Source organism: Nesterenkonia sp. E16_10 (assembly GCF_017347085.1).
GTDB lineage: Bacteria > Actinomycetota > Actinomycetes > Actinomycetales > Micrococcaceae > Nesterenkonia.
The window spans coordinates 1-24,116 of the sequence record NZ_JADPSA010000050.1 but is presented as its reverse complement, the minus strand read 5'-3'; the positions used below and the strand labels follow the sequence as shown (position 1 = coordinate 24,116).

Here is a 24,116-nt window from a genome sequence, read left to right as displayed (position 1 = left end):
GTTCGTCGCCTCAGGTCGCAGTCGACAGACGTAAGCCTGAGACTGCATCGGATCAGAATTTCAGCCCGTCCCCAGCTCCGCCGGGGGAGGGCGACTCACCACCGCGAAAGGACACCGTGTCTCTCACTCCAAGTCCGGTCGGCGCCCTGCACACCGCAGCTGAGGCCACCGCTTCAGCGACGGCGCAGATCAGCGCAGCCTTCCCCGCCCCGCCCACAGACGGGATCGACCTCGTCGGACCGCTGCGGATCGGGTTCTACGGTCTGGCGATCGGTCTGGGAATCCTGGTGGCGTACTTCGTCGCCAGCAGGCTCTGGAAGTCCCGCGGCGGCAGCCCCGAGAACGTCTTCGACGCACTCATCTGGGCCGTGCTGCTCGGCATCGTGGGCGGTCGGCTCTACCACGTGATCACCTCCCCGGACGCCTACTTCGGCCCGGACGGCGACCTCTCGCTGATCCCGCAGGTCTGGCTCGGCGGCCTCGGCATCGTCGGGGCTGTGGCTCTGGGCGCCGTCGGCGTCTGGTTCGCCTGCCGACGCTACGGGATGAAGTTCGGCGCCTTCGCCGACACCCTGGTGCCCGGCGTGATCCTCGCCCAGGCCATCGGACGCTGGGGCAACTACTTCAACCAGGAGCTCTACGGAGCCCCCACCAACCTGCCCTGGGGCCTGGCGATCGACACCAGCCAGCGCCACCAGGCGCCGCCGCTGGGCGCCGGGGAGAGCACGCTGTACCACCCGACGTTCCTCTATGAGAGCCTCTGGAACCTGATCGGCTTCTTCCTGCTCATCGCGCTCTACCGCCGCTTCGCTGTCAAGCAGGGGCTCCTCGTCTGGACCTACGTGGCCTACTACTCGCTTGGCCGCTTCTGGATCGAGTCGCTGCGCATCGACGAGATCAACAAGTCCACCCAGTGGATCAACCTCTTCGGTCTGGAATGGCGACTGAACATGTGGATGTCGGTGTTCCTCTTCGTCCTGGCGCTGTCCATGCTGACCTGGCTCTGGACCCGCCGCCCGCGCACCGAGGCGGCACTGGCTGAGGAGAAGGAGATCTACCGTCCCGGGCAGGATCCGCGCGGATCCGAGGGCCACGCGGCCGACGCGGCGTTGGTCGAAGAGCCTGTGGCCGCTTCCCCCGTTCGAGCCAGAGCAGTCGATGGCGCCACGAGCGCCCCCGCGCCCGTCGCCTCCGCGGGGCCCAAACCTGTGGCCGGGGCACCCAGCTCCGAAAAGTCCCCGGAGACCGAGCACTGAGCGTTTCAAGACGACGCTGGGCATCGTCCACCCGCTTCCCCACCAGCGCCTCCCCCTCCTAACCGCTGACCCAGCATCATGGTCCAGCAGACCAGAACCCTGACCCCGTACGGGGCGATCAGCGTTGAGCTGGCCATGCCGTGGAGGTCGACTCCGCGACCGTGGACCTGTTGCGCTGGGTCTTCGACCACAATGAAGACCCAAGATCTGGAGTGAACCCGGTGCACATTCCTGTTCCTGACGAAGATTGAATGGTTTTTTGAGGAGACTCCATGACTAGTGCAAAGAATGTCGACCAAAGGCGGCAGAGCCGAGATGCGACGCTCAAGGCGCACTGGGCGGCTGAGGCCAAGACTGCCCGCAAGCAGAAACTTCTTTGGGGAGTCGGCGGCGCCACCGCCGCCACCCTAGTTGGCGCCTTGGTGATCGCCGCTGTGGTTACTGACCCTCCGTCACCGACCCGCCAGGACATCGAAATCGCCGGGTTGGAGACCTTCGAGGACCTCGATGCCAATCACGTAAACGGCGCGGTGGACTACGAGCAAAGTCCCCCGGTGGGTGATGACCACGCCAGCACCTGGCTCAATTGCGGGGTGTACACGGAAGAGGTGCCCCAGGAGAATGCTGTTCACTCCCTTGAGCACGGTGCCGTGTGGGCCGCCTACGACCCCTCGGCTCTGAGCGAGGAGGAGATCACGGCGCTGCAGGAGACGCTGCCGGACGCCCATACTGTGGTCTCCCCCTACGAGGGTTTGGAATCACCCATCACGCTCTCGGCCTGGGGCGCCCAAGTGGCCGTGGAGACACCCGAGGATGAACGTCTCGAGGACTTCGTGGCGAAGTACTGGCAATCGCCTGGGGCGCCCGAACCCGGGGCCAGCTGCACCGGCGGTCTCGATGGTCCGGGCCGGGAGGCGTGAGCACTGAAACTTTCACCGCCGACCGGACGATCGGTTCGGCCGGCGGTGCTGGTTGCCGTCGTCGTCCTGGTCCAGGTGTCTGCTGATTCGACCGGGCCGTCTGGCCGCGCCCGCGACGGTTACCGATGCACGACTTCGGTGAGGATCCTGGCAGCGGCCCTGACTCCGATTAGGGCATCGAGGGCGGGAGCTGATGAAGAGGGTGGGCCTCCACAAGGGCATCGACTTGTGCCAGTATGTGGGGGCGTTGCTGATAGAGCTCTTTGAGTTACTCAGCCAGGATGGGCACGAGCGATAGAGAACCCATGTTCGGAGCCGTATAGGGCTGTCGCGGGGCTCATTGGGGCAGGCCCGCGTAGGAGTGCAGCCCGGGGAAGTAGACGTTGACCACGGCGTAGTTGAAGATGATGCAGCCGTAGCCGATGATCGAGAGCCAGGCGGCGCGGTTGCCGGTCCAGCCGCGGGTGGCGCGAGCGTGCAGGTAGCCGGCGTAGACCACCCAGATCACGAAGGTCCACACCTCCTTGACGTCCCAGCCCCAGTAGCGGCCCCAGGTCTCTTCGGCCCAGATCGCGCCGGTGATCAGCGGGCCGAGGGTCCAGAAGACGAAGCCCAGGGCGTTCATCCGGTAGGCCCAGTTCTCCAGCGAGGTCGCCGAGGGCACGAGCCGCAGGAACTGCCAGCCGCTTCCTCGGGTGGTCTCCCCCGCGGCCTGTGTGAGCTCGCGGCGGTGTTGGATCAGCTGGAGCACGTTCATCGCGAAGGTCAGGGTGAACAGGGAGATCGCCAGCACGGCGAGCGAGACGTGGATCGCGATCCAGGGGCTCTGCAGGGCGGGCTGGACGTGGGCCAGCGGCGTTGGGAACCCGATGGTGGCGGCGGCCATCATGGTGACCACGAGTCCCAGTGCGAAGGTCCCGAGGAAGCGGACGTCTTTGCGGGTGAGCACCAGCAGATAGACCGCGGCGACGACCAGGGCGCCGGTGACGAGGAACTCGTACATGTTCGCCCAGGGAACCCGGTTTGCGGCGATCCCGCGGGCGGCCACGGCGAAGGTGTGCGCGGCCACTGCCAGCACGGTGAGGGCGACCGCGATGTTGGCGAACGGGCGGGAGGTGCCCAGGTATGCCATCTCGTCGTCGACCAGCTCCTCCGCGGGCGCGGCGGCCACCGGCTGTTCAGCACCGGTCCTGGCCTCAGCGCCACCCCCGGCGCTGGCTGCTGCGCCAGCGGCAGGTTCTGCCCCGACGAGTTCGCGTTCTGCGGCGTTCTCTGCCGCCAGCTCCGCCTCGACTCTGCGGATGGTCGCGGAGCTGCGGATCATGTCGACCGCGAAGAGCATGAACGCGGCGGTGTAGATGAAGGCGGAGATCAGCATGAACAGCTCGCTGTACTGCGCCAGCTCCATATTGATGGATTGCATCAGGATTCCTTCTCTGGGGCGCGCACCGGCCACTTCTTCTCGAATTGGGCGCGCAGGGCTATGTTCTCATCTCGGATCTTGAAGTCTTCTCCGCGGGAAAGCAGGCCGTAGCGCACCAGGGTGCGCCCGGCGGGTGTGGTCTCCACGGTGACCCAGGCGCGACGGCGGCGCAGGGACAGTGAGAGCACCAGGCCGCCCAGGGCGGTTAGCGCGAAGATCAGCACTCCCTGCTGCGCCGGGTTGTAGTGGATGTCGATGGCGATGTAGTCCTTGACCCCGTCGAAGCTGATCGAGCCCATACCTTCGGGAAGGTCGTAGGTCTCCCCGGGGGAGAGCACGATGCCGCCGGCGTCGAGCTCTCGGGAGTTCAGCGTCTCCAGAGATTCGGTGTCCAGCACATAGACGTTCTGCGCCAGCCCGTCGTCCAGGCCGAGGTCGCCGTAGTAGGAGTTCAGCTGAAGCTCCGGGTTGCCCAGCTCTGGGTCCACCGAGATCGCCAGGCCGTCCCCGGTGTCCTGGGAGGTGGGCAGGAAGAGCCCGACGAAGCCGAGCTGCTCGGGAGAGGCGTCGGGCGCCTTGATCACCGCCATGGAGGTATAGACACCGTCATCTGGGCGGGTGACCACGGGTCCGGAGAAGGCGACCTCACCATCGCCGTCGCGCACCGTGACCTCCGGGGCGTAGCCGTTGCCGACCAGGAAGACGCGTGCGCCGTCCATGGTCAGGGGCTGGTTGACCTTCAGCTCCTCGGTCTGCGGCTCCCCATCAGCACCGAGTCGAGTGGTGACGTCGGCGGTGAAGTCCAGGGCCTGGCCGAAGTGGGTGGCTGATTCACGGTCGAAGACCCGCTCGAATTCGTCGAGCTGGACCGAGAAGGGCTGCATCTGGTCCTCGCTGAAGTACGCCCCCGGATAGAAGTTGTCATAGGCGACCAGGGCGTTGACGAAGCTCTCGTCCTCCACCAGGATCTTCTGGCCGCGATAGCTGAACATCGAGCCCAGCGCCACGCAGATCAGCACGCCGACCAGTGCCACGTGGAAGAGCAGGTTCCCGGTCTCTTTGAGGTAGCCCTTCTCAGCGCCCACCGAGGTGTCGCGCACCTCGGTGCGATAGCGGCGGGCCTTGAGGATCGCTGCAGCGTCCTGCAGCGCCTGATCCGCGGCGGGTCCGTCCTGGGCGTCCCCGGCGGCGCTGGACTGCAGCTCCAGGGCACCTGACTCGGGGAGCCGTTCGAGCCGACGCGGGGTGCGCGGCGGTGCCGAGGTGATCTGCTGCCAATGCTTCTTCGCCCGCGGCAGGATGCAGCCGATGAGCGAGATGAACAGCAGCAGGTAGATCGCGGAGAACCAGATGGAGGAATAGACGTCGAAGAACTGGAAGAAGTCCAGCACCTCCCCGACCCCGGGATTGTCCTCGATCCAGGTGTTCACCGCGAAGGAGTCCTGGACGCGCTGCGGGAAGATCGAACCGGGGACGGCTGCCACGGCGAGCAGGAGCAGCAGCATCAGCGCGGTGCGCATCGAGGTCAGCTGGGTCCAGGCCCAGCGCAGCATGCCCTTGACTCCGAGCGCGGGCGCGACGACGTCGCCCTTGTAGGTTCCCCTGCCGTTGCTGCCGGATCCTGCACCGAATCCGGCATCGGACCCGCGATCGGACCCGCGATCAGACCCGGGGTCGGGCCGGTCGCGATGTCCGGCCGGCATGTAGGTGTTCTCGCGTTTTTGAGCCATCAGATGGGCAGCCGCACTTCATTGGCGAACCAGTCCTGCAGAGCATAGACCCAGGTGTTCCAGATCCCGGAGAGCATCAGCAGCCCGACCAGGATCAACATGGCGCCGCCGAAGCGCATCACGGCGACCTTGTGCCGGGTGAAGAACTGAAGGGTGGTCATCCCGCGTTTGAGTCCCAGGCTGATCAGGATGAACGGGATCCCGAGTCCCAGGCAGTAGATGAACATCAGGAAGATCCCGCGGCCGGGGTCTCCGCCCATCGGGGTGGCCAGGGCGAGCACTGCGGCCAGGGTCGGGCCCATGCATGGTGCCCAGCCGATGCCGAAGGTGGCCCCGAGCAGCGGCGCTCCGAGCAGCCCGTCGGGCGGACGGCGCTCGATCTTGCGCTCGCGCTGGAAGAAGGTGAAGGCGCCCATGAAGACCAGACCCATGATCACGACGATGCCGCCGAGCACCTGGGTGAGCCAGCCCCCCTCCACACGGAGCCAGACTACGGCCTGGGTGAAGACCACTCCGATGAGCAGGAAGACCACGGAGAAGCCGAGCACGAAGAGTGAGGCGCCGAGGACCATCCGGGATCGGCGCCGCTCATGCAGCTCCACGCCGGAGAGTCCGCTGACGTAGCCCAGGTAGCCGGGCACCAGCGGCAGCACGCAGGGTGAGAGGAAGGAGACCAGCCCGGCGAGCAGCGCCACCGGGGCAGAGATCAGCAGGGATCCGTCGAAGACGATCTCAGCGAAGCGGTTGTCGGCGACGCCTGCCAGCGGCGCCGCGAGGACCATCGTGTCCATCACCGCTTTGCTGGCTCCGCGGCGGGAGCGCCGAGGCCCGAGGCTGACGCGGCGTCGTCGTCCGTGTCCGAGCCTGCCTCCGAGGCGGCGGCATCCTCGTCCAGGGCGGTGTTGATCAGGGCGCGCAGGGTGCCGGGCTCGGCGATCCCCAGGATCCGCGCCGAGACCCGACCCTGCTTGTCCAGCACCAGCGTGGTGGGCACGGCGGAGGGCGGGACGTAATCGGTCATGGCGAGCATGACCTCACCGCTGCGGTCCTCCATGGAGGGGTACTCGATCCCGAAGGTGCGCTCGAAGGCCTCGGCGGTGGGCTGGGTGTCGCGGGTGTTGACCCCATAGAACTGCACCCCCTCGTCTTCGAACTCCGCGTGGAGGTCGGCAAGGTCGGGTGCCTCCACGCGGCAGGGGGCGCAGGCGGCGTACCAGAAGTTGATCACGGTGACCTCGCCCTCCCAGCGCTCGGGCCCCACGGCTGTGCCGTCGAAGAGCGTGGATTCGAACTGCACCGGTTCGCCGCGCTCTTCGGCGGCCAGCTCCTGGACCGAGCCGTCACCGGCGACGTAGTTGGTCCCGTCGTTCTGCGCGCGCTGGGCCAGCTCGTCGTTGGCGGAGGTGCATCCTGCAAGCGTCAGGGCAGATACCAGGCCCGCCGCGGCCAGGGCGCGGAGGCGGGAGGTCCGGGAGGTTCGCTTGTCGAAGACGGTCATGCGCTGCGGTGTCCAGATCTGAAGAGGGAGTCAGGGTCAGCTGTGCGCCAATTCTACAGTCTGTAGAAGTGATGCCGGAGCTAGAAGTCATAGAGCCGGTCCTGGCGTTGCGATCGGGTCAGAGTCGCTTCCTAACGCGTATGGAGGACCAGAACAACACGTGTATCGAGAGGCGTTCGTGGAACTTCAGTCGGTCTCCTTCCCTACTACATACCGTCTAACCTGGCGTGCCGCAGTGTTGTGGATTTCCGTCACGGCACCTGGCCGCTGTCTACTGAACTACGATTCCTCGCACATCGCCGCTTCCTGGGACCGGTCATCGGATCGGCGTGAGATCAGGATTCCAGGTATAACCGATATCAGGCGGTAGTGAGAGCCCGCCGACTCTGCGGTGTTCATCTAGGGGTTCGTGTGCTCTAAGACGCTTCTAAGCACACTAAGCGGACTGGAGCGCCGTATGACTCAGGGGGCCATTTCTCGCCGTGCGGGTCTGGCCGATCGCCACGGTAAGACCAAGCTCGCTCAAGAGGGTCTCTACCGCCGGAGGAAGACGACTGCGCTTATCCGGCGCAGTCTTCCTGGTGCTTCCATGGACGCGGTAAAAACTGGTGGGGGCTAAGGCGGACACTTGTAGTTCATTTGCGCATAAGGTATCCATGCAACATTATGTGCCGTAAAATTACCTTGAACATTTGGAGCGCCCAACCGAGGTAAGTGCATGACCGAAAACAATGGGTCAAGGTGCGGTTTCATCGTCGGTATCCTCGTCGTCCTGCTCGGTGTGCCGCTGTTCATCTTGGTCATCGCCATCAGCGGAGGCGAAGAAGAGCAGCCGCAAGCCTCCTGCCGCCCGGGCACCACGGAGAACGATTCCGGGATCCCCGAGGAATACCAGGATGCGCTCGAATCCGCGGCCGCTGAATCGGGTCTGTCCGTCGATCTCCTGGCTGCGCAGATCGACGCTGAATCCTCCTGGGACCCCGACGCCACGAGTCCCGTAGGAGCCGAGGGAATCGCGCAGTTCATGCCTCAGACTTGGGCCACCTACGGCGACGGGGGAGACCCGTTCGACCCCGAGGACTCCATAGCGGCTATGGGCCGTTACATGGCTGCTGTGTCCGAGGAAGTATCGGACTTGGCCGGCAATGAGCGCGAGTTAGCAGAACTGGCCCTCGCGGGCTACAACGCCGGCCCCGGCGCGGTCCAGAGCGCCGAGGGAATCCCCGGCTTCCCAGAGACCGAACAGTATGTGGAAACCATCATGAGCAGCGCACAAGGCAACTACTTGGCCAACTGCTCACCTGTGGGTGGTCAGGAGATCGGTGAGCTTGGCACAGGGGAGTGGACCAGCCCTCTTCCAGGCGCTGCGATGACTTCGAACTTTGGTGCTCGATCCTGCCCGATCCTCAACGCCTTGACCTGCTCCGGCGGCGTCTCGGATCACCGAGGAGTCGACTTCGCCGGCCCCTCCGGGTCAACAGTGGTCGCGCCGATGGATCTAGAGATCCGCGCAACCGGCGTGATCGACGGTTGGGGACAACTGGGCTGGGTAGTGCTGGGAAAGATGCCCGACGCCCCAGGACTGCACGTCGAGTTCGCCCACTGCGCTGCCAACAGCATCGACGTTGGACCAGGCGATACAGTGGCCCCTGGCACCCCGCTATGCACGCAGGGAAACACCGGGGCTTCTGTAGGAGATCATCTCCACTTCCAAATCGGCACTCCCGAGGGTGACGAAGCCACCCCAGGGTGGGACAACCTCATAGACCCCACACCCCTGCTAACCGAGAAGGGCATCAGCTCATGAGCCGGAACGCCATCATCGCCATCATCGTCGCTGTCCTGGTCTTGGGTGCCGCTGGGGGAGCTTTCGCCTTCGACGCTGTCTCATCGAATGAGCCCACCGCTGAGGAAACCACGCCCGCGCAGACCGCCACCCCAAGCCCGTCAGCGATGCAGCCCGAGCCGCCCGAGGAGACCTTGGACGACGGACAAGACGAGGGTCAGGACGAAGATCCGCTAGCGGATCGTGAGGCGATGGAGGAACTGGGGATGGAGGTCGCAGAGATCATGACTACCTGGGACCCCAATGAGGACTTCAACCGCACCGCTGCAGAAATGCGCGCAGCCGATTTGATGACCGAGGAACTTGCCGACTCGATCACCGCGCCCGAGCGTCCCGCGACCGGGGCCGAATGGCTCGACGCCGCAGCGGCCGGCGCAACTAGCCAGCCGACCGTAAAGCCGAACCGTGCGACCTCTAACGAGGTCGTCTCGATTGAAGCAACGTGGGTATGGGTCAGCGAGAATGGCGACGTGGTCAGTAATCCGACCGAGCGCCGCCTGTTCTTCTTCAACTTTGAGCAAGGCGACGACGGGGAACTAGCGGTCAGTGACTACAGCTACGACACGGTTGATTGATCCTTAGATCAGGATTCCGTGGCCAGATGCGCAAACAAGGGACTGCCTGTCTCTGGTCCTTGGCATACCTGCCAGCCGATCTCATTCCAGAACACATCGCGGTGAGAGAACGCCACAAATTTGTGTTCGGGGTAGAGGGCTAGCAGTAACGACACAACCTCACGTCCGAAGCCGTTTCCTTGGTGTTCGGCGTGGACTTCAATGAAGTAGATCTCAGCGATCCGCTTGAGGCCCTTGAGGGCTGGAAAGCAGTCCAGGTCTTTACGTCCAGCGGTTAGCCTCACGCGGGCGATCTCGTCACCGTCATGTAGAAACCTGAACCCTTGCTCACCATCGGGTAGTTCCTCCCACCAGTGCTCCCTGAATCCGATGTGGTCAGTGCCGAACGCTGACCATTGGTCATCACCTTGTTCAACTTCTCGGATCTCGATCATGGGCGCATCTCCGGTGGCCGAATGGAGGAGGTTTCTAGAACCCCACACTACGGAGGCACTTGGTGTGGGGTAACCCGTCCCGGGAAAGGGCTCTACGTTTTTCCTTAGCTCACGCCCGCCGCTTGTGTTTGTTCCAGGCAGCGGCACCGCCGCCAGTCACCAGAATCAGCAGCATGAGCAGTATCAGCGGGAGCATGCTGAGGTCGTCCATGCCTTGCACTTTAGCCGTTGAGCCCTGCTCAGTGGAGCTATGTCGGGCAGTCAAAAGATAGTGCAGCGCGAAGCCCGTGCGCTGCACTAGAGGACGGCCGCTGACGCGTCCGGCTGTGATGGTCCCGGCGCTTACGTTCGTTCCTCACTCCACACCGGAACCACCTTCATTTTTCCTGCTGTCCTGGCGGATTATTCGTCCCCAGGGGAGCCGTCCCAACCCGGTTCGTTCCTCACCGGGTCTGCGCCGACCAAGACTTTTTCTCGGCGCTCGTGCCTCGCTTATTTCCTCGAAAAACTCCCGGCCGGCTGGCCTTCGGTGTGACAACTCCCCTGGGAACAGCTCGTGAAACTCGCCAGCAGGAAAAACGATGGGGGAGACCACGATGACCGTCACACAGCCACTAGCCCGTTACGCAGTGCTCAACGTAGCAGTGACCCAAATTCTCAGCGTTCACCAGACCCGCGAAGCGGCTAAAGCCGAAGCCAAGAGGGCCGGCAATTGCAGCTTCCCCTACTACCTCTCAGACGTGGAACTAGAAGCCCTCGCTACCTTCCCCACCGCTCAGACAGGAGAACCAGACATGACCACCACCGAGACCTCCGGGACCTCCACCCCCGAGGCGCACGGGCTGCCAGTAGGAACCGTTCTGGTCTCCTCCTGGGGATACGACCAGACCAACATTGATTTCTACGAAGTCACCAAGGCGACCCCTAAGACGGTCCTCATTCGCCCGATCTCCACCGTGAAGGAAGACGGGGAAGCCTGGGGCCACTACACCGCCTCACCTCAGCGCGGAGCGTTCACCGGCGACGCTTTCCGCTGCAAGGTCCAGGACCCCCACGGACAGCCCTGGGTCAAGATCAACAGTTTCACAATGGCCCGTCCCATTGACAAGGAAGCCCAGCACGGCACCAGCTACGCCTAAGCCGCAGCACCGACCCGAACACCAACTCACATACAAGGAGTAACCACCATGACGACCACCACCGAAACCCGCGAAGAAGCCCAGTACGTCGCCGCCACGATCCGCAGTCAGGTCACACCCCTTGTGCTGATGAGTCTCGGAGCGCACAGGCTCGGAAGTTATACCCACGAGAATGGGACTCACGCGCTTGTGTTCCTTGCCTGTGTGCTGCCGTTCAAGAAGAACGGCGACCGCTCAGGAGCCGCCCGGAATATGCGGGTGATGATCACGCTGAATGTGGCAGATACCTACGATATCCGCGTGGAGTACCAGCGCCAGGGAAAGACCATCACGCACTACAGCGCCAACAGTGTCTACGCCGATAGCCTCGCCGGGATGATGCTGCGCATAGATTCCGATTGGGACCTGGAAAAGTCTTCCGAGGGGCATCACGGTATCCCCGCTTAAGCCCCATCAGTCCACGAGGAAGGCCCGCCCCTAGCTACTCGAATTAGCTAGGTACGGGCCTTCCTTTTGAGTCTAGCGCGGTATCGCTGTTCGCTGCATCGAGCGGCGAACAGCGGGCGAGAGGCTGCCGCCCCTCGCGCTCCCCGCTGGCCCTGGTCCCCACAGTCATCGGAACAGTAGAAGGTGCCACCAGAGATCCCGTCCGAAATCTGGTGACACCTTCGATACTTCACGCTAGCAAGTCAGCTCTACGAGTCGGGGCTGAATGACGCCTGGTCCTCACGGCGTGCTTGATCACTATCGGTGCTGGTGGTTCTGCGCGGCGCGGACTTCGGTGGCTTGGCGAACCTGTTCACCTGCGCACGGGTCCATCCTTGCCGCTCAGCGGCGGCCATGAGCCGCTTCTCTTCCTTCTTGGCTTCGGCTAGTTCGTGTTCGAGATCCACACGACGCGCGACGGCTTTTGCGAGATCTTCAACCGCTGCCATGCGCTCTTCGTTGACTCGCTGGGCTTCGTCCATGACGTGTTGTTGTGCGGGTGTGAGTTCGCTCATGAGTCTGAGTCTACGCCGGGAAGCACTTCCGTTTGAAGTGGCGTGGGTAGATCTTCCGAGCTGGTCACGTCAAGAGTTAGTTCCGGGTCGAGTATCTGTCCGATAACCCATCGGTGCACGGCTGAATCTACATATCGGATTGTGTCGGGTTCGATCTTCAACCAGACCGGTCCGAGGCCAGTCTCACGCCAGAACGCGAGATCTGATTCTGTGACGTTGAGCTGTGCTGCTACTTCGCTGGGAGTGATGATCCGGGACATGGTTACCTCTTAGTTTGGTTGGTCACCGTTCTTTTCGGCAACTGCCGAATATTGGGTGGAGCAGGTTCGGTCAAGCTTGGAGAGTGGTCCGTGGAATACCGGAAGGATTGAGCGGAGCGATTGAGTGAGGATATGCCGCGAAAGCCGGTCGGAAGGCTTGAACGGTTCTGCGAAGCCCGTAAGCTTCCCCCACGAAAAGAACGCTTGGTCTGTAGAGGCCCGCACGTCCATAGGGCAGAAGACAGACAGAAGGTGTCCCGGACGGAGCAAGCTATGCAGTTAGCACGGCTAACTGGCTTGATGCCTTGTCGCTGCGCTGGGCCGGTGGCACACTAGAAGGTGGAGCTTTCTAGTGGTCGTTGCACTGGGCCAGAGGATCAAAGGCGGGCGGTGAGTGTTGTGGCAGGTCGGATGCGTCAGGCGAACGCCGAAGGTGGCCGACCGATCCGCCGCGAGGTCAAGCTCACCGAGTTTGAGGACAACGCCTTGTACTTCGCAGCGCAGCGAGCAGGGATGACCCCGGCTCGGTTTTTGAAGGAATCGGCACTGTCTCGTGAGCGTGGTGTCTCGGTCAGTGAGCGCCATGAGATGAGCACTCGGTTGAATCAGCTCAATGGTTCCTTGGCCGCAGTGGGGAACAACCTCAACCAGCTGGCCCGCCGTGCCAACGCTGAAGAGGCGGTGACTGCCGAGATCAGTGCAGAGCTCACGTACTCCTTGGCGAAACTGCGCGCGACCATGAAGCAGATCGATGAGACGCTTCTGGGTCTTGCGGTGTCTCCAGAAGAGGCTGATGCCTCATGATGCCCAACGTCACCCGTGGTGGTCGGATGGCAGGTCTGGTGATGTACCTGGCCGGTCCGGGGCGGGCGAACGAGCACACGAATCCGCAGTTGATCGAGGGTCATGATCTGGTGACCTTCGCCGTCGAACCAGGGAGGGCGTTGAGCGCCGATGATGCGTTAGATATCGCGAATATTCTGGACTTCTCCCGGAAGCAGCACGGCACGCGGGTTCTAGTCTCTGAGCGTGAGTTTGATGAGGCTCAGGGTGAGTATGTGACCACGGGGAAGAAGGACGCTCACGTGTGGCACGCCTCGCTGTCGTTGAAAGCAGATGAGGGTGAACTCTCGGCAGAGAAGTGGGCGGAGGTTGCTCACGATTTCGTGGAGAAGATGGGGTTCATCGACCCCGAAGGGGTCAAGACGTCCAGGTGGGCGGCGATCCATCATGGGGCGTCGAAGAATGGCAACGACCACATCCACATTGCGGTGCAGCTGGTCCGTGAAGACGGCACGAAAGCTGATGTGCGTCACGACTTCAAACGCGCCCAGCGGGTCTCCAATGAGATTGAGAAGAAGCACGGCCTGACGGTGCTGGCGTCGCGCGAGCACGAGTATGGGCTCTCTGGGGATAAGCCGGCCGAGCTCGCCCGCGCGCAGGATAGGGATAGTGGCATGACTGAGCGTACGGAGTTGCGGCGCCGAGCACGGACATGCCTGGCCACTGCATCGAGTCAGGGTGAGTACATCCGGCATCTCCACGACCTGGGTGTTCATGTCCAGCCGCGGTTCGCCAAGGGTGATCGGAACACGATCGTCGGGTACAGGTTGGCGTTCCCCTCTGCGTCCAGAGACCAGGGTGGGGATGGTCGGCAGATCTGGTACTCGCCATCGAAGTTGGATCGGTCGTTGGCGTGGCCCAGGATTGAGGAACGCTATGGCGACGCCGGTCGCGCTGCAGCGGTAACCCTGATGCACCAAATTCGTGAGAAGACCGTGAGTCAGCCGGTGAAGGCCACGGAGGTTCATCGGTTCAGTGCTGAGTCTTACGAGAAGCTCATTTCCGGCAAGGTCGGGCCGGACACGATGGCGAACATCTACGCCCGGCTCTCGATGAGCATGGAGAAGAACAGTCACGGTTCTCTGGTGCGGCTCTCTGATGATTTCTCGCGGGTGGCGTGGAGTATGCGCGGCCACCACCTTCCGGCTGAGGTGTTGTACCGGCAGCGCGGCGGACACCACACGGGCGCACAGCGTGCTTCACGCCATCCAGGGCAGGGCCGAAGCGGCGGTGCGGGGCAGTTGGGGCAGCAGTGGTTGATGGCGACCCAGGCGGGACGTCGTAGCCCGGTCAAGGACTGGGTGTCGTTGCTTGCCCAGGCGAATCGGATTGCGCGGATCGTGACGGAGACGAACCTGACCCGGGAACGCGCCCAGCTCGCCCGGAACATGAACCGCAGCCTGGATGTGGCTGAGGTGCTGTGTCGAGAACGGGCACCTCGTACCGAGAACACGGTGACCCCGCAGCAGCGCGTTGAGGAGCTGCGCGGGCTGATGAAGCAGCGGGAAACCCAGGACTATGCCGAGGTTCAGGACGCGAAGGTCAAGAGCCTAGAGTCCCAGGCCGTGGTGTCGAAGGCACACGGTGAGCTGAAGGCCGCGCAGCAGACCGTGGTTCAGGCCGCGGATCGATATGAGGGGCTGGTCAGTGGTGTCCGGAAGGAGCTGGGCAGTGAGGTGGTCCAGGATGCTCGTCGCGGCCGAGAAGCCGATCTAAAGGTTTTCGATGCTGGCCTGTTGAGCCGGGGCCGGGCGACACAGGAATCCGACACGATTCGCCGGGAGCTGGCTTCTCGGTGGGATGTCCCGGTGGGTGAGCGAGTGAAACCCCAGAAACAGCGATCAACGAACCCATTTACCTCGAGGACCAGTGAAGTGGATAGGTTGTGGTCGAGGTGGACTGACGCGGTCGTGGAGAAGCACGCCCCGCGGCGGCTGGACACCCCAGAAATCCGTGAGGCCCAGGCTGCTCGAGATAAGGCAGCAGAACACCGAGACCAGGCACTGGCGCAGGTCGAGGAGGCGCGGCAGGCCAGCCGATCGGCGGATCAGTATGCCGACATGTTGCGCCAACGCCACATGCGGACCGCGCCGAATACCTATCTCACTGGTGCGGAGCAGTCAGAGCTCGCCCGGCTTGAAAGACGTAGGGATCCTACTCAGTACCGGGCTCCCGAGGAGGCACGGGGTCCTAGCGTCTCCACTGGGCGGTACAAGGACTCCGGGCATGAACGGTAAAGACAGAAGAACGGTCCCGGCTCGCAGCCGAGGGCGGTTCGGTGTAACCCGGTGGATCTTTCGAGTCCCGCCAGGTGAGGCAGGATGGAGGGTCCTTTCTCCGTAGGGGAGAATGGCGTGGGGCAATCTGTGCAGGTGATGGGTGAGGAAAGAGGCATCAGATGGGTCATTACACCGGGGTTAATGGTGAAGACTTTACTGATGACGACCTCGAAGCGTGGGCATCTCAAGCGGAGTCCGCACAGGGGTATACCGGTGGCCATATCGGCCCCGCTAGGGCGGGACGTCCGGTGAGTATCGGTGCCCAGGTGCGCCCCTTCACCTTCCGAGTAGATGCTGCTCGTCGCGCGAAGCTCCACAAGGTCGCTGCTGAGCAGGGCACTACTGTGTCAGCACTCTTGCGGAAGCTCATCGATTCGCTGTAAGAGCGTCTCCTGCACGCGATACGACGGAGGATGCCTTAGTCCCACGCACGAAACCAAGAAGAGTTTTCGTTTCGTTCGTTTGGTAGACTGTGTGTCATGACAACGGTGAACGCTGAGTCTCGGGATTCCGCCCGCGAAGCCGCAGTGAAGGTGGTCTCCGCTCGATCCATGGTGATCGACGGCGCGGAGGTCGTGCTCACCGACGAGCTACGGCACAGTCTTCATGAGCTCTTTCAGCACACCGCCGACGGAGAAGGCGTCGAGATTGTGGCCCACCCTGAGTATCTCAGTACCCAGCAGGCAGCCGAGATCTTGCGAATAAGCCGGCCTACGTTGGTGAGGATGCTCGATGATGGGTTGATCCCCTTCCAGCGTCGTCGTTCTCACCGTCGCATCTCCAGGCAGGCGCTGGACGATTATCTAGAGGCTGAAAAGACACAGAGGGCCCGTGCGCTCGAGGATCTCGCGGACACGGTCGATCCCACCGTCGAAGAACAGCCAGTCGCTACCCGGTGACGGGACAGATTGTCCTTCTGGACGCCAACGTATTAGTTCCGCAGCGGCTGAGCAGTCTTCTTCTGACCCTGGCCGAGCATGATCTCTTCCAGCCACGTTGGTCCGAGGAGATCCTCGAGGAAGTAGAGAGAACTCTCGTTCACAAGCTCGGGCTTGACCCGGTAAAGGCGGGTCGACGTCTTAACGCGATGAGACGCGCGTTTCCACGAGCCACGGTAAGAGGTCATGAGGAGCTGCTAGGAGATCCTCGTTGTGACCCGAAGGACCGGCATGTCTACTCTGCGGCTCAGGCGGGGTTCGCTGATGTCCTGGTGACGTTTAACCTCAGCGACTTCCCCGCCGCACCTACAGAGGCAGACGACGTGGCTGTGGTGGATCCCGATGCTTTCTTACTCGCGCTGCATGATCAGAATCCACGCGGCGTCGAGGCTGCGGTCGAGCATGAAGCAGCCCGGATGCGCCAGCCAGCCCAAAAAGTCTCTGACGTTCTCCGAGGGGTGGCGGGAACAGTCCCCATGACGGCGAATATCCTCCATCACCACTGGGGCCAAAGCGCGACGACGATGGCAGCGTATGAGTCGACAGGGGATGAAGGCTCTCCGTGGCCCTCCCCCGATGGAGAGTTCGACTTCACGAACCCGCAGCATGTTCTCTTCATGTGGTGGACAGCCCTGGGCGGACGACTGAACAACCCGGAGGCGCTGGGTGCACTGCAAAGACTGACGTGGTCTCCGAAGGCGTTCGGGGACTACGTGTGGGTCGACGAGATGCTGGAGGGTTTCTCGTTGGCGTCGAAGGTCTACTTTGCTGTTGATGCCCCAGCGAGGGGTATCGCTTTTATGCGGTTCATCCCAGAGGTTGCTGGCGACTCGCGAACGTTTGCTGCCATGAAGATCCCTCGCGCGGTGTATGTCACGTTAGTGGCGAACGAGGATGGCCATTGGTGGGTGTGGGGTATCGGTGATCGGATCCCTGCCACTCGGGATGTCCGAGGAGGCTAGCCGTCTCTCCGGCCGGCTGAATCTCGACGATAGCCTCCAGGCCATGAGAGCTCGCGGAGGCCTTCCGCTACGTAGTCGTCGGTAGTCGACAGCCAGTGCATTAGTTCGCGTCTCGATTAGGGCCCGTGAATCCGCACTTCTGTCTCGCAGCAGCGGCGGATCCCGCGCTGTGACTCATTCCCGTTAGCTTAATTGGAGACACGCCGTATCTAATTACGGAAGTTGGGCCTCCCGGGAGGCATGCTTGTGCAAGTTGGTCCACTTCACACGGAGGTATCTCATGGCTAGGCCATCAAAGGGAGAACGGCAGGGCGTGACATCTAAGCTCTCGCCGAGCTATTTCGAGAAACTTGACCGCCTGTGCGCACTCACCGGAGAAACCAAAGTTGATTACATCGCAAGAGTCCTGATGGCTGATCTGGACTCCGTGGATGTGTTGGCTCTAGAAGGCCAGGAACCTCTACCTATGTCTGCATAAAAAAGTGGAGCGCCCGCGGTGCGGGCGCTCCTAAGACTTTTCAGAACCGCCTAGTCGCCAAACAAACCGGTTCTGAATCCGATCCCCAGAAGGAGATCTCTTTCATGTCCCCCCGTCGAAGGGGGCACATTCAACTCCCGGGCAGGGGTTCAATGTGCTTCCTACTGTAGCACCGCACGCCCAAACGCCCCAGAGTCCACGCAACAACACGGCGTTTCGTGCTGCGTTCCGCGCGGCATTCCTGGGCAATACGGCTACTGCCTGGGCTCGCGCGTCCCCGACTAAAACCGCACCATCAGTGCGCGTGAGCGCCGCTGACCTGGCCGAGTTCGAGTTCTACACGCCCTCACGTTCCGCCGGCTCAGTCCTGGTCATCGACATTGACCGGCCTGAGGCCGTTCTAGACATATTCGACACGATCCCGCCCGAGATCCGGCCCTCCTGGATCGTGGAAACCCGCAAGGGCGCACAAGCCGGCTGGATGATCGACACCGTTGACCTGCGATCCACCGCCCGTGAACGCCCCGTCGCCTACGCTCGCGCTATCGGCGCGGCGCTCCGCGAGGCACTGGCCGGCGACGAAGCGGTAGACCCACTGACACCCGTGCGCGTGCGCAACCCCACCTACGCCCGCGCCGAGCTGCGCGCGTCCGCCACTCCCCCGGTCTATGGACTCAAACAGCTCCACCAGGCGCTCAAAACCGCGAACCTGTGGCCCGAGGGGATGCGCTTCACCGGCCGCAGCGCCACCCAGAAAGCTCACCGCGCGATCGCGGCCGCGATCGACACCGGCAACCGGAATCAAACCGTGTTCGACGTTGCCCGTCACGTCGCCTATGCCGGCGGGGACTTCGAGGCCGTGGCCTGGGAGACCAACGACGCAGCCCCCGAGCCCATGAAGGCCGCTGAGGTGCATGGCATCATCCGAAGCATCGCTCGATATATGGCGAACCCCCGTGGCCACCGCGCAGCGGTGGCTGTGCCGTCCCAGTTGCGGGAACTGATGGCGGAGATGGGACGACGCGGAGGATTGGCCAACACGGCCGCGCAGCGCGCCGCCCGCGCACTGGGGCCTGCCGCGTCCGCAGCGGCCCGCAAGCCCCGCACGGACACCAAAGCCCGCAAGGCCCAGAAGCTCCGCGCACAGGGCCACTCACAGGCCGCTATCGGCCAGAAGCTCGCGGCCGCACCGTCCACGGTTTCCCGCTGGCTGCGCCGGTATGTCGGGCATCAGTGCCCGCGTGCAACTGTGGAGCATCAGGTGATCCGTAGACCCCTACACAGTGAGCCCTACCGGCTACGGGCACTCTCCCGCCGGTCACATGGGTCAGGAAGCCCCTGCGAGATCCCCACACCAGGACCAGACTCCCCCGGTGACCCGAACTCAGGACCGCCCAGCAGTCCACTTAGCGGCTAACCGCCCTGCCTCTGCGCGTACCTCCACCACTTCATCGGGCAGCCCTGCCTTATAGGTCGCTCGAATGCAGCCCCGCAGCGCCAGCCCGTGCAGCGCAGCCTTCAACTGCGCAGCAGTGAGCCCCGCGCCGCTGAGATTCCACAGCGGGATCGGTGGAGCCCCTTGCCCGATCTTTTCCAGGATGGCCAGCAGCGCCGCGTACTCCCCCGCCGTTGGTTCGTCCTTCTCCGCAGCAGTCATCGCAGCTCCCCTCGTCGTCGGTGCTCCCACGCTAAGCCGCACATATGAAACGTCCGAGGCCCCGCAGCCGAGCAGCAGCACCAGGCCCGCCGCGCAGGTCGAGTGCGATCAACGGTCACGTTCGGTTGGTCCCTCGCGGCCGAGTGGTGGCCTTTCCCGTGGTTCCGATATGTGCCGCCAGGTGGCTCATTGCCAGGACTCTCGCAGTTGACCAGATGCCCTACGGATACTGCACGCGGCCGCGCCGCGCACAAGTCGCCGGGGGCGACTCTGCGCCGGCAGAACTTCTCGACGGCGCTGCGCTTATTTCCTTTCGAGAACTCCCACCGGCTGGCCTTCGGTGTGCCCACCACTTTCCCGCGTGCCTAGCGCGAAGCGCCAGCAGGACCAACACACGAGAGAGGCCACATCATGAGCACCATCACCGTCTACACAACTCCCGGATGCCCTCAGTGCACCACCACTTTCCGAGCCCTCGATAAGGCCAACCTCCCCTACACCACCGTTGATCTCACCACCGATTCCGCAGCCCTCGCCCGAGTCAAGGAACTCGGCTACTCACAGGCCCCGGTAGTCGTCACGGACTCCGATCACTGGTCAGGTTTCCGGCCCGATAAGATCAGCTCCCTCTAGCCGGGAGGGGGCGCGAGTCCCCTCCCCCGTCGCTAAGTCCGGTAGTACCGGACTCTGTGAGTCTGGCACTCTCGCACTCCGCGAGTCTGTAGTGACAGCTCCGCCTCATGCGGTTAGACTCCCTACTAACAGAGTCACATAGTCCCGGACTCCGGTAGTTACATAGTTCCGGGAACCGTGACTACGTGAGTCACAGAGTTTGTGAGTATGGAGGAAGAATGCGAATCGTCGCAATCGTCAATGAAAAGGGCGGGGTAGGGAAGACGACCACCGTCATGGCCCTGGCTGCCCTGGCTGCCACGACAGAGCGTGTCCTCGTGGTGGACCTGGACCCGCAAGGATCTGCCGTGGACTGGGCCGCAGCAGCCGAGGCCAACGGCAAGGATCTGGACTTCCAAATAGTCACCGCCCGACATCCCGAGAACTTGCAGCAGATGCGCAGCCTTGAGTTTGACCTGATCCTGGTGGATACCCCCGGCAACCTTCAGAATGCAGAGCTATTGCGCCAGATCGCCAGCTACAGCGATCACGTCATCCTGCCGACCGAACCTACAGCAATGGCCGTGCGTCCACTCGTGCGGACCTTGCAGGACGTGGTCCGTCCAACCGAGACGCCGTACTCGATTCTCTTCACACGTACAGATTCACGCTCGTTCCGAGACACCGAGGACACCAGGGAACTTCTCGAAGGGTTCAACGTCATGGATGCCTACGTTCGCTCCTACAAAGTGCATGAGCGAGCATCCATCGACGGAACCGTAGTCACTACCTATGAGAAGTCTCGAGCCAGCATGAAAGCTGCCAAGGACTATGAAGACGTGTTGACGGCCCTGCGTGAGCAGTGGAGCAACGAAGACAACCAGCAGAAAGGCAAAACCGCATGAGCCCCAAGGCACGCATGACGGATCTCAGCGACCTTTTCGGCAAGAACCAGCCAGAGACACCAACGACAGCGCCAGCCGCAGCAAAGCCGGAGCCCGCGAAATCGCAGCGAAAGCCCGCCGCGCCGAAGCCGGCAACCAAGAGGCCGGCCCCAGCAGCAGCGCCGCCGGCCGGCGTTCCCCGGTACTTGACCCTTGTCCGCAAGGAGCTACGCATTACTGAGGATCAGGCTGACCAGATCGGCCGCACCGCACGATCACTGAACCTGGCCCGACAGGGCCAGGGGGAGCGGATCACCGATAACACCCTGGTCAGGCTCGGAATCAGTCTGCTTCTTGACCGCGTCGGAGATCTCCACGGCACCACCGAGGCAGAGCTATACGAGTCCCTTGGGCTCACACACGAAGAATAAACTCACGTACTGACAGACTACGCGAGTCTGTCAGTACGCGAGTCTGTCAGTACGCGAGTCTGTCAGTACGTGAGTCCCGTAGTGCGGGAGTCTGTCAATCATGGATCGAAGAAACGAGACGCAATGGGCAAGGTGCTACCGTCCCTTTTCGCGGTAATCGTCGGTGTCGTACTGGGAGCCACCGTCGCGCTTCTATGGGTGAACCCTCTTGATTACAGGTGGGTAGATGCAACAGGGACGTGGTTCGGCGGAATCGCCACAGTGCTGACTCTCCTATGGGCTGTGCATGTCTTTCGAAAGGATCAAGATCACAGGGAGGAGGAACGGGTACTCCGGCACCTAGAATCCCTCAGTGCTGAACGACGCCAAGAGCACGAAGCGGCCATGCAAGCGGCCGAGGTCGTGTTTGAGCTTCGCGGTGGAGGTGGGTACGGCAGTGGCGGCGATACGAAGATGGACTCAATTCATATTCACGTCTCCAACACCTCTGACCGGGCTGTCTCCGTAGTAGACGTGAAACTAGACGAGCCGCTTAAGTTTCCTGGGCCTCTGCCGCTGCCAACTCATCTCCCGCCGCACGATTCCAAGAAGATCACGCACCCCCTAGTTCCCGTGAGCGGCATCCCTAAGACCCAATTCAGCGGGAAGCCCCTGACGATCTACGGGGCCCTCTTTGTCTACTCGATCAACGGTAGGACTTGGGCTCGGAGAGTCGGAGAGGCCCCATATCCTCACGTCGATGCAGACTAATCCGTGGCACTTACCCCGGACCGCAGAACGGTCCTGTAGAGGGTTGACCGGTTGATCCCGTAGCGGCGCGCTACCTCAGCTTTGGGGACACCCTCAGCCACCAGGCGGCGCGCCGTCGCTGCGTCGTCCGCTGACAGGGCCGGCGACCGGCCCAGGTAGACACCACGCGCCTTCGCTGCCGCGATCCCGTCAGCCTGGCGCTCACGGATGATGGAGCGTTCCAGCTCAGCCACCGAACCGAGCAAGTGAAGCTGGAACTTTGCGTATGGATCGTTGTCACCAGGGGAGTAGGTGACGCCCTCAGAGACAAACCGCAGCCGAACCCCCTTGGTCATCAGCTCATCGGTGATCTGTGCAAGGTCGATCACCGACCGGGCCAGCCGGTCCATCGAGGACACCACCACTTCATCGCCGGCCCGCACATGATTAAGCAGCCGGCCGAGTTCTGGCCGGCCCCGCCGCGAGGACGCCGAGGCGTGTTCCTCGAAAGACATGTGAACCTCACCGACTGCTGCGCGCTGCCGGTCAAGGCGTTGGTCCAACGCCGAGACTCTGAGGTAGGCCACCCGCTGCCCTTGGATCTGTTGCGTCATGCCCAGAGCCTTGCACGCTTCTGTCGCTTTAGACCGCGCGGACATGTGATCTTCGTAGATAAATGGCGGCGATTTTTCGGAGTTAAATGGCGCACGGGTCGTCGCCTGAGTGATCAGCAGGGGCCACGGAACCTACGTCGGTGCCGCCTATAGGGGGCCTCTGCTGGAACTTCCGCAGCGGGGTGGTTCTTGGGTACGGGCAGCGGAGGCTGAGGAACCAGGCGAGGGAGGAGCCGGACCTAGGTGACCGTGCCGACGACCGCGACCAGGGCGAGGGTGGCCATCATCAGCGGCACCGCCAACGCCTCCGTTAGCTCCATCACCCGCCGGGCGGCGGCGAAGCGTGTTGCCAGGTACTGGGTGATGGCGGCCAGAGTCAGGGGTGTGAGGATCAGCAACAGGAACGCCTCGATGAACGGGGTTACGTCGATGACGTCGAATAGTTCCGGTGCTATAAACAGGCCCAAGTAGAGCGGCAGTAGCAGCATTTGCACGAGCATCACGTGCGGGTATTGCGTGGCTGGGAGGCGGTGGGGTCAGAGACCGAAGGCCCCGCCGCTGATGAGGATAAAGACCCCGAGGCCGATCAACACGATGGGGAACAGTATGTGCTCCCAGCGTTCCAGCATCTCGGCGATCGGGCGGCGGGTGGCGACGAACTTGGCCAGTCCCACCAGCACCGCCACCAGCACCAGAAACACGATGCAGTAGGCGACCACGGCGCCCGGACCGACGCTGAGGAAGACCGGGACGTAGACGCCGATATTGTCCCCGCCATTGGCGAAGGTCACCCCGGCCACCGTCCACACGGCGACGTTCTTGCCCTCGACCTTGGCGTCATCGTCATCATCGTCATCGTCACCGCCGCGCCAGGCGTTCCACGCCACCCACAGCCCCAGGCCCAGCGGGATAAGCCCAAAGTATGGAATGACCTCAGGGGGCAAGAACTCCCGGGCTCCCAGCGACACGAGCACGGCGGCGCCCAGGATGCCGGCGAACCCGAGATACTGCCCGGCCAGGATCCGCGCGGTGGTCCCGCGTTGGCCCGCGCCGCGGGCGAAGAACAACGAGAGCACGATGACGTCGTCGATGTTCGTGACCAGGAACAGGCCGATCGCCTGCAGGATCGAAGACAGGATCACGCGCCCACCCCCGTGGCGCAGCAACCCGGCACCGAACAGACCGGGTCCAGGCACGGGGCGCTCTCATCCACCGCCAGAGTGATATCGACCAGCGCGGTCAGTGCCCGCGCCAGGTGCGCGTCGGCGATCTCATACCGGGTCTGGCGTCCCTCGGGCACGGCGACCGCGATGCCGCAGTCCCGCAGGCAGGCCAGGTGATTCGACACGTTCGAACGAGTCAACTCCAGGTCCCGAGCCAGCTCCGCCGGATAGGCCGGTCCTTCCATCAGGGTCAGCAGAATCCGGGACCGGGTTGGGTCGGCCATCGCCCGACCCAACCGGTTCATCACATCAACACGAGAGGCAATAGTCAGCATCTACTGAACTATACAGTAACTAATGAACTGACAGAGCGGATTAGAAAGCTATAGCTTTCTAAGACACAGCTGTCTCGTCGAAATCACGACGGCAGGTCCTGTGGATCGC

The 24,116-nt window shown here is 62.9% G+C and carries 27 protein-coding genes; 15 read left to right on the top strand and 12 right to left on the bottom strand.

What is annotated here, in order from left to right:
• The first annotated feature begins 116 nt into the window (after positions 1-116).
• Both lgt and I2487_RS14995 read left to right on the top strand, forming a co-directional pair.
• Positions 117-1,256 carry a prolipoprotein diacylglyceryl transferase gene (gene lgt, locus I2487_RS15000; RefSeq protein ID WP_207170621.1) on the top strand — a complete coding sequence of 380 codons (1,140 nt, stop codon included), beginning with the start codon at positions 117-119 and terminating at the stop codon, positions 1,254-1,256.
• A 272-nt stretch (positions 1,257-1,528) separates the two neighbouring features.
• Entirely contained in the window at positions 1,529-2,176 is a 648-nt protein-coding gene (locus I2487_RS14995) for a thioredoxin-like domain-containing protein (RefSeq protein WP_207170622.1), read from the top strand.
• A gap of 337 nt (positions 2,177-2,513) precedes the next feature.
• Here I2487_RS14995 and ccsB read toward each other — a convergent pair whose 3' ends face one another.
• The 4 genes from ccsB to I2487_RS14975 are packed head-to-tail and all read right to left on the bottom strand — an operon-like array spanning position 2,514 to position 6,827.
• Entirely contained in the window at positions 2,514-3,599 is a 1,086-nt protein-coding gene (ccsB, locus tag I2487_RS14990) for a c-type cytochrome biogenesis protein CcsB (RefSeq protein ID WP_207170623.1), read from the bottom strand.
• Entirely contained in the window at positions 3,599-5,329 is a 1,731-nt protein-coding gene (gene resB, locus I2487_RS14985) for a cytochrome c biogenesis protein ResB (RefSeq protein WP_518523734.1), read from the bottom strand. Before resB ends, ccsB begins: the two co-directional genes overlap by 1 nt.
• The gene (locus I2487_RS14980) at positions 5,329-6,111 is read right to left on the bottom strand and encodes a cytochrome c biogenesis protein CcdA (RefSeq protein ID WP_207170646.1); all 783 of its coding nucleotides are present in this window, start codon (positions 6,109-6,111) and stop codon (positions 5,329-5,331) included. Before I2487_RS14980 ends, resB begins: the two co-directional genes overlap by 1 nt.
• An 8-nt stretch (positions 6,112-6,119) precedes the next feature.
• A complete protein-coding gene (locus I2487_RS14975; RefSeq protein ID WP_207170624.1) occupies positions 6,120-6,827 on the bottom strand; it encodes a TlpA family protein disulfide reductase in 708 nt (235 codons plus the stop codon).
• A gap of 718 nt (positions 6,828-7,545) precedes the next feature.
• Between I2487_RS14975 and I2487_RS14970 the strand changes: the two genes are divergently transcribed.
• Together I2487_RS14970 and I2487_RS14965 are read left to right on the top strand one after the other, a co-directional pair.
• Entirely contained in the window at positions 7,546-8,634 is a 1,089-nt protein-coding gene (locus I2487_RS14970) for a transglycosylase SLT domain-containing protein (protein ID WP_207170625.1), read from the top strand.
• Positions 8,631-9,248, top strand: a complete 618-nt coding sequence (locus I2487_RS14965; RefSeq protein WP_207170626.1) for a hypothetical protein — start codon at positions 8,631-8,633, stop codon at positions 9,246-9,248. The genes I2487_RS14970 and I2487_RS14965 overlap by 4 nt, the downstream gene beginning before the upstream one ends.
• 8 nt (positions 9,249-9,256) lie before the next feature.
• Here I2487_RS14965 and I2487_RS14960 read toward each other — a convergent pair whose 3' ends face one another.
• Complete coding sequence (locus I2487_RS14960; RefSeq protein ID WP_207170627.1) at positions 9,257-9,682, bottom strand: GNAT family N-acetyltransferase; 426 nt, start codon at positions 9,680-9,682, stop codon at positions 9,257-9,259.
• A 794-nt stretch (positions 9,683-10,476) separates the two neighbouring features.
• Here I2487_RS14960 and I2487_RS14955 point away from each other — a divergent pair.
• Positions 10,477-10,821 (top strand): hypothetical protein, encoded by a 345-nt coding sequence (locus tag I2487_RS14955; RefSeq protein WP_207170628.1) that lies wholly within the window; start codon positions 10,477-10,479, stop codon positions 10,819-10,821.
• A 48-nt stretch (positions 10,822-10,869) separates the two neighbouring features.
• Positions 10,870-11,268: a hypothetical protein gene (locus I2487_RS14950; protein ID WP_207170629.1), complete on the top strand. Its 399-nt coding sequence runs from the start codon at positions 10,870-10,872 to the stop codon at positions 11,266-11,268.
• 248 nt (positions 11,269-11,516) lie between these two features.
• Here the strand turns inward: I2487_RS14950 and I2487_RS14945 are convergent, their stop codons facing one another.
• Positions 11,517-11,822 (bottom strand): hypothetical protein, encoded by a 306-nt coding sequence (locus tag I2487_RS14945; RefSeq protein ID WP_207170630.1) that lies wholly within the window; start codon positions 11,820-11,822, stop codon positions 11,517-11,519.
• Positions 11,819-12,082 (bottom strand): hypothetical protein, encoded by a 264-nt coding sequence (locus I2487_RS14940; protein WP_207170631.1) that lies wholly within the window; start codon positions 12,080-12,082, stop codon positions 11,819-11,821. Before I2487_RS14940 ends, I2487_RS14945 begins: the two co-directional genes overlap by 4 nt.
• Positions 12,083-12,472: 390 nt before the next feature.
• Here I2487_RS14940 and I2487_RS15790 point away from each other — a divergent pair, with 390 nt between their 5' ends.
• The 5 genes from I2487_RS15790 (at position 12,473) to I2487_RS14915 (ending at position 18,999) form a co-directional block, all read left to right on the top strand.
• Positions 12,473-12,886, top strand: a complete 414-nt coding sequence (locus I2487_RS15790) for a plasmid mobilization protein (RefSeq protein WP_207170632.1) — start codon at positions 12,473-12,475, stop codon at positions 12,884-12,886.
• Positions 12,883-15,162, top strand: a complete 2,280-nt coding sequence (locus I2487_RS14930; protein WP_207170633.1) for a relaxase/mobilization nuclease domain-containing protein — start codon at positions 12,883-12,885, stop codon at positions 15,160-15,162. The genes I2487_RS15790 and I2487_RS14930 overlap by 4 nt, the downstream gene beginning before the upstream one ends.
• A 521-nt stretch (positions 15,163-15,683) precedes the next feature.
• Positions 15,684-16,103, top strand: coding sequence for a helix-turn-helix domain-containing protein (locus tag I2487_RS14925; protein WP_207170634.1), 420 nt, complete (start codon positions 15,684-15,686; stop codon positions 16,101-16,103).
• On the top strand, positions 16,100-17,104 hold the full coding sequence (locus tag I2487_RS14920; protein WP_207170635.1) for a PIN domain-containing protein: 1,005 nt from the start codon (positions 16,100-16,102) through the stop codon (positions 17,102-17,104). Before I2487_RS14925 ends, I2487_RS14920 begins: the two co-directional genes overlap by 4 nt.
• Before the next feature lie 782 nt (positions 17,105-17,886).
• The gene (locus tag I2487_RS14915; protein ID WP_207170636.1) at positions 17,887-18,999 is read left to right on the top strand and encodes a replication initiation protein; all 1,113 of its coding nucleotides are present in this window, start codon (positions 17,887-17,889) and stop codon (positions 18,997-18,999) included.
• Here the strand turns inward: I2487_RS14915 and I2487_RS14910 are convergent.
• Positions 18,967-19,239 (bottom strand): hypothetical protein, encoded by a 273-nt coding sequence (locus I2487_RS14910; protein ID WP_207170637.1) that lies wholly within the window; start codon positions 19,237-19,239, stop codon positions 18,967-18,969. The two genes, I2487_RS14915 and I2487_RS14910, sit on opposite strands and share 33 nt — an antisense overlap.
• Before the next feature lie 411 nt (positions 19,240-19,650).
• Between I2487_RS14910 and I2487_RS14905 the strand changes: the two genes are divergently transcribed.
• The 4 genes from I2487_RS14905 (at position 19,651) to I2487_RS14890 (ending at position 21,916) form a co-directional block, all read left to right on the top strand.
• Positions 19,651-19,872 (top strand): glutaredoxin family protein, encoded by a 222-nt coding sequence (locus I2487_RS14905; RefSeq protein WP_207170638.1) that lies wholly within the window; start codon positions 19,651-19,653, stop codon positions 19,870-19,872.
• 218 nt (positions 19,873-20,090) lie between these two features.
• Complete coding sequence (locus tag I2487_RS14900; protein ID WP_207170639.1) at positions 20,091-20,756, top strand: ParA family protein; 666 nt, start codon at positions 20,091-20,093, stop codon at positions 20,754-20,756.
• Positions 20,753-21,166 (top strand): hypothetical protein, encoded by a 414-nt coding sequence (locus I2487_RS14895; protein ID WP_207170640.1) that lies wholly within the window; start codon positions 20,753-20,755, stop codon positions 21,164-21,166. The genes I2487_RS14900 and I2487_RS14895 overlap by 4 nt, the downstream gene beginning before the upstream one ends.
• Positions 21,167-21,235: 69 nt before the next feature.
• A complete protein-coding gene (locus I2487_RS14890) occupies positions 21,236-21,916 on the top strand; it encodes a hypothetical protein (protein WP_207173074.1) in 681 nt (226 codons plus the stop codon).
• Here the strand turns inward: I2487_RS14890 and I2487_RS14885 are convergent.
• From I2487_RS14885 to cmtR, 4 genes are all read right to left on the bottom strand, one after another.
• A complete protein-coding gene (locus I2487_RS14885) occupies positions 21,913-22,509 on the bottom strand; it encodes a recombinase family protein (protein ID WP_207170642.1) in 597 nt (198 codons plus the stop codon). The two genes, I2487_RS14890 and I2487_RS14885, sit on opposite strands and share 4 nt — an antisense overlap.
• Before the next feature lie 239 nt (positions 22,510-22,748).
• Positions 22,749-22,997 carry a hypothetical protein gene (locus I2487_RS14880; RefSeq protein WP_182495777.1) on the bottom strand — a complete coding sequence of 83 codons (249 nt, stop codon included), beginning with the start codon at positions 22,995-22,997 and terminating at the stop codon, positions 22,749-22,751.
• A 48-nt stretch (positions 22,998-23,045) separates the two neighbouring features.
• Positions 23,046-23,651, bottom strand: coding sequence for a cadmium resistance transporter (locus I2487_RS14875; RefSeq protein WP_207170643.1), 606 nt, complete (start codon positions 23,649-23,651; stop codon positions 23,046-23,048).
• On the bottom strand, positions 23,648-24,007 hold the full coding sequence (gene cmtR / locus I2487_RS14870) for a Cd(II)/Pb(II)-sensing metalloregulatory transcriptional regulator CmtR (RefSeq protein ID WP_207170644.1): 360 nt from the start codon (positions 24,005-24,007) through the stop codon (positions 23,648-23,650). The genes I2487_RS14875 and cmtR overlap by 4 nt, the downstream gene beginning before the upstream one ends.
• Between the last annotated feature and the right edge of the window lie 109 nt (positions 24,008-24,116).